Genomic DNA, 3,720 nt, shown 5'->3' with positions numbered 1-3,720 from the left:
GCGGGCGAGCTGGAGGTCGCCGCGCCGGACTCGCGGGTGCAGCGCTGGTCGACCGACCCGCGTTCCCGGGTGCCGGCCCTGCCCGCCCTGGACGGGCCCGCGCCGACGTGCCTGCGGACCGTGCTGCGCGGGCGCACGGTCTTCGACGGGGGAGCCCTGTCGTGAAGGTCTTCATCTCCTGGTCGGGTGAGCCCTCGCGGAACTTCGCCCTGTTCCTCCGCACCTGGCTGCGGCAGGTCGTCCAGGCGATCAAGCCGTGGATGTCGGACGAGGACATCGCCAAGGGCAGCCGCAACATGGTCGAGCTGGGCAAGGAGCTGGAGGAGGCCGAATTCGGCATCGTCGTGCTGACCCGGCAGAACCTCGGCGCGCCCTGGATCAACTTCGAGGCGGGCGCGATTTCCAAGAGCGTCGGCCAGGCCAGCCTGGTGCCCCTGCTGCTCGACGTCCGTAAGAGCGACATCGTCGGTCCGCTCGCGCAGTTCCAGGCGGCAGACGCGGGCGATGAGCGCGATATGTTCCGCCTGGTCGACCAGATGAACCGGAAGCTCTCCGCCCCACTGGAACCGGACATCCTGGATCGGGCCCTGCGGATGAACCTGCCCGCGTTCGCTGCGGAGCTGGAGCGGTTCCACCACGCGAGCTCGACACAGCACGGTCCGGTCAGCCGGCGCGACGAGCGGGACGTGATGGACGAAATCCTGCTCATCGTCCGGCAGCTGCAGGCCGGGGCGACTCAGAAGGGGGAAGCGCGGCTCTATCCGCCCGTGGTCAGGACCGAGAACCCCCCAGGCTCCTGGCAGGAGAAGCTGCGTGCCTTGGATCTCGCCCTTGCCGAAGGGAGGGTCAGCGCCGACGTCTACCGCGAGCAGCGTGACGTGATCCTGGCCGAGGCTGGAACGGAGTGAGTTGAGATATGGCGTTGCTCGACCTGGACCCCAAGGTGGTCGCGAAGGCCCGTGCGCTCGCCGAGCGCGCCGCCGAACCGGTGGTGGCCCTGGCCAGGGCCCACACCACGGTGGCGGTCGAGCGCGCCACCCTCCGGCTGGCCGGCATCACCGGCGCGGACTCCACCCACAGCGCGGGCGACGTGCCGTGGGTCAACCGGGTCGTCGACACCGTGCGCGAGCACTGCGGCCTGGAGCACGGCGTCGCCCTGCCGGTCTTCCACGCCCTGCGCCGCCACGGCCTGGCCTCGCTGACCGAACTGGCCGAGGCCACCGCCGCCGGGCAGGTCCGCTACGAGCTGCCCACCGGCCGCGACCGGGACCGCGCCCGCCGGGCCGCCACCGCCGCGGTCACCCGCGGCCTGCGCACCGTCGACCGCAACCGCGCGCAGCGCGACAGGCTGGTGGCCCGGCTGGGCGACCCGCCGAGGCGGCCGTGGATCTACCTGATCGTGGCCACCGGCGACATCGACGAGGACGTCGTGCAGGCGGGCAACGCCGCCCGCGCCGGTGCCGACGTCATCGCGGTCATCCGCTCCACCGGCCAGTCGCTGCTGGACTACGTGCCCGAGGGCGCCACCCACCACGGTTTCGCCGGCACCTACGCCACCCAGGAGAACTTCCGCATCATGCGGGCCGCGCTGGACGAGGTGTCCAAGGAGGTCGGCCGCTACGTGCGGCTGACCAACTACGCCTCGGGCCTGTGCATGCCCGAGATCGCCGTGCTGGCCGGGCTGCAGCGGCTGGACATGATGCTCAACGACTCGATGTACGGGATCCTGTTCCGCGACATCAACCCCGTGCGCACCTTCGTGGACCAGCGGTTCTCCCGGCAGGTCCACGCCCGCGCCGGGATCATCATCAACACCGGCGAGGACAACTACCTCACCACCGCCGACGCCGTGGACGCCGCCCACACCGTGACGGTGTCGCAGCTGCTCAACGAGCGCTTCGCCCACGAGGCGGGGTTGCCCGACCACCTGCTGGGCCTGGGCCACGCCTTCGAGATCAACCCGGCGGTGCCCGAGTCGTTCCGGCTGGAGCTGGCGCACGCGCTGCTGGCCCGGGAGCTGTTCCCGGACGCGCCGCTGAAGTGGATGCCGCCGACCAAGCACATGACCGGCGACGTGTTCCACGGCTACCTGCTCGACGGGTTCTTCAACCTCGCCGGCGTGCTCACCGGCCAGTCGATCCTGCTGGTCGGCATGATGACCGAGGCCGTGGTGACCCCGTTCCTGTCCGACCGGGACCTGGCGCTGGCCAACGTCCGCTACGTGCTGGGCGCGGCGGGCGGGCTGGCCGAGGACTTCCGGCCGGCGCCGGACGGGTTCATCGCCAAGCGCGCCCACCAGGTGCTGGGCGAGGCGGTGGACCTGCTGGAGCGCATCGTCGACCGGGGTCTGCTCACCGCCATCGCCGAGGGCACCTTCGGCCTGATGAAGCGCCCCGCCGACGGCGGCAGGGGCGCCGACGGCGTGGTGGAGAAGGCGGAGGACTACCTCAACCCGGCCGCGGAGCTGCTGGAGGCGGGCCTGGCGCAGGACGGGCCACCCGAAGCCGGGACCGCCGGGGCGGCAGGGGCGGCGGGGACGGGGGTGGCGCGGTGAGCAGGCGGCACGTGCGGCCCTACGGCGACACCACCGGCGACGGCATGGTGCAGACCTCCTTCACGCTGCCCGTGCCGTTCGGCCCCCGCGCCGACGGCGCCGCGCAGCAGCTGGCCAACAAGATGGGCATCGACCCGGCCATGGTGGTGCACTCCCACCCCATCGGCGCCGACTTCACCTTCTTCGTCGTCTACGGCTCGGTGCGCCACGTCGTGGACCTGGACGAGGTGCGGGTGGTGGAGCGGGAGTACCCGCTGCTGTCGCCCGCGGAGGTCAACGGGGCGCTGAAGAAGCTGCTGCGGCGCAAGCTGGTGGTGGTGGGCGGCTGCATCGGTACCGACGCGCACACCGTGGGCATCGACGCGATCCTCAACGTCAAGGGCTTCGCCGGGGAGAAGGGCCTGGAGTACTACCGGGAGCTGCGGGTGGTGAACCTGGGCGCGCAGGTGTCGGTGCCGGAGCTGGTGCGGCGGGCCCGCGCGGAGAAGGCCGACGCGGTGCTGGTGTCGCAGGTGGTGACCCAGCGCGACGCGCACGTGCTCAACACCCGGGAGATGTCCGCGGCGTTCCGGGAGGCGATGGGGGCGCGGCGGCCGCTGCTGGTCGCGGGCGGCCCCCGGTTCGACCCGCTGATGGCGGACGAGCTGGGCGTGGACCGGGTGTTCGGGCGCGGCACCACGCCCGGCGAGGTCGCCAGCTACCTGGTGCACGCGGTGCGGTCCAAGCGGAAGGAGAACGCGTGAGCCTGACCGAGGGTTTCGCCGTCACCCACCGGCGGTACGTGCCCCACTCGCACGCCCACTACGGGGGCAGCCTCGTGGACGGGGCGTACGGGCTGGGCCTGTTCGGCGACGTGGCCACGGAGCTGCTGATCCGGACCGACGCCGACGAGGGGCTGTTCGCGGGTTACTCCAGCGTGGAGTTCCTGGCCCCGGTCCGGGCCGGTGACGTGCTGGAGGCCACCGCCACCCTGGTGCGGGTGGGCACCCGGTCGCGGGAGCTGGAGTTCGAGCTGCGCGTGGTGTGCCGGGCGGCGCCCGAGCGGGGCCCGTCGGCGGCCGACGTGCTCGACCCGCCGGTGGTGGCCACGCGGGCGCGGGGCACGGTGGTCGCGCCCCCGGCGTGACCGGCCGGCGGTGGTGAGCGACGGCGGGGCGGTCGAGGGC

The 3,720-nt window shown here is 72.7% G+C and carries 4 protein-coding genes; all 4 read left to right on the top strand.

The window, feature by feature from the left end; translation table 11 throughout:
- Positions 1–161: 161 nt before the first annotated feature.
- The 4 genes from ACFV4N_RS41230 to kal are packed head-to-tail and all read left to right on the top strand — an operon-like array spanning position 162 to position 3,680.
- Positions 162–908, top strand: a complete 747-nt coding sequence (locus ACFV4N_RS41230) for a toll/interleukin-1 receptor domain-containing protein (protein ID WP_499678131.1) — start codon at positions 162–164, stop codon at positions 906–908.
- Positions 909–916: 8 nt separating this feature from the next.
- On the top strand, positions 917–2,554 hold the full coding sequence (gene kamD / locus ACFV4N_RS41225) for a lysine 5,6-aminomutase subunit alpha (RefSeq protein ID WP_499678130.1): 1,638 nt from the start codon (positions 917–919) through the stop codon (positions 2,552–2,554).
- Positions 2,551–3,297: a lysine 5,6-aminomutase subunit beta gene (kamE, locus tag ACFV4N_RS41220; RefSeq protein WP_499678129.1), complete on the top strand. Its 747-nt coding sequence runs from the start codon at positions 2,551–2,553 to the stop codon at positions 3,295–3,297. The genes kamD and kamE overlap by 4 nt, the downstream gene beginning before the upstream one ends.
- Positions 3,294–3,680, top strand: coding sequence for a 3-aminobutyryl-CoA ammonia lyase (gene kal / locus ACFV4N_RS41215; protein ID WP_499678128.1), 387 nt, complete (start codon positions 3,294–3,296; stop codon positions 3,678–3,680). The genes kamE and kal overlap by 4 nt, the downstream gene beginning before the upstream one ends.
- The last annotated feature ends 40 nt before the right edge of the window (positions 3,681–3,720 follow it).

It is taken from the genome of Actinosynnema sp. NPDC059797, from assembly GCF_042732085.1.
In the GTDB taxonomy this organism is placed as follows: domain Bacteria; phylum Actinomycetota; class Actinomycetes; order Mycobacteriales; family Pseudonocardiaceae; genus Actinosynnema.
This window is presented reverse-complemented; position numbering and strand designations above follow the sequence as displayed.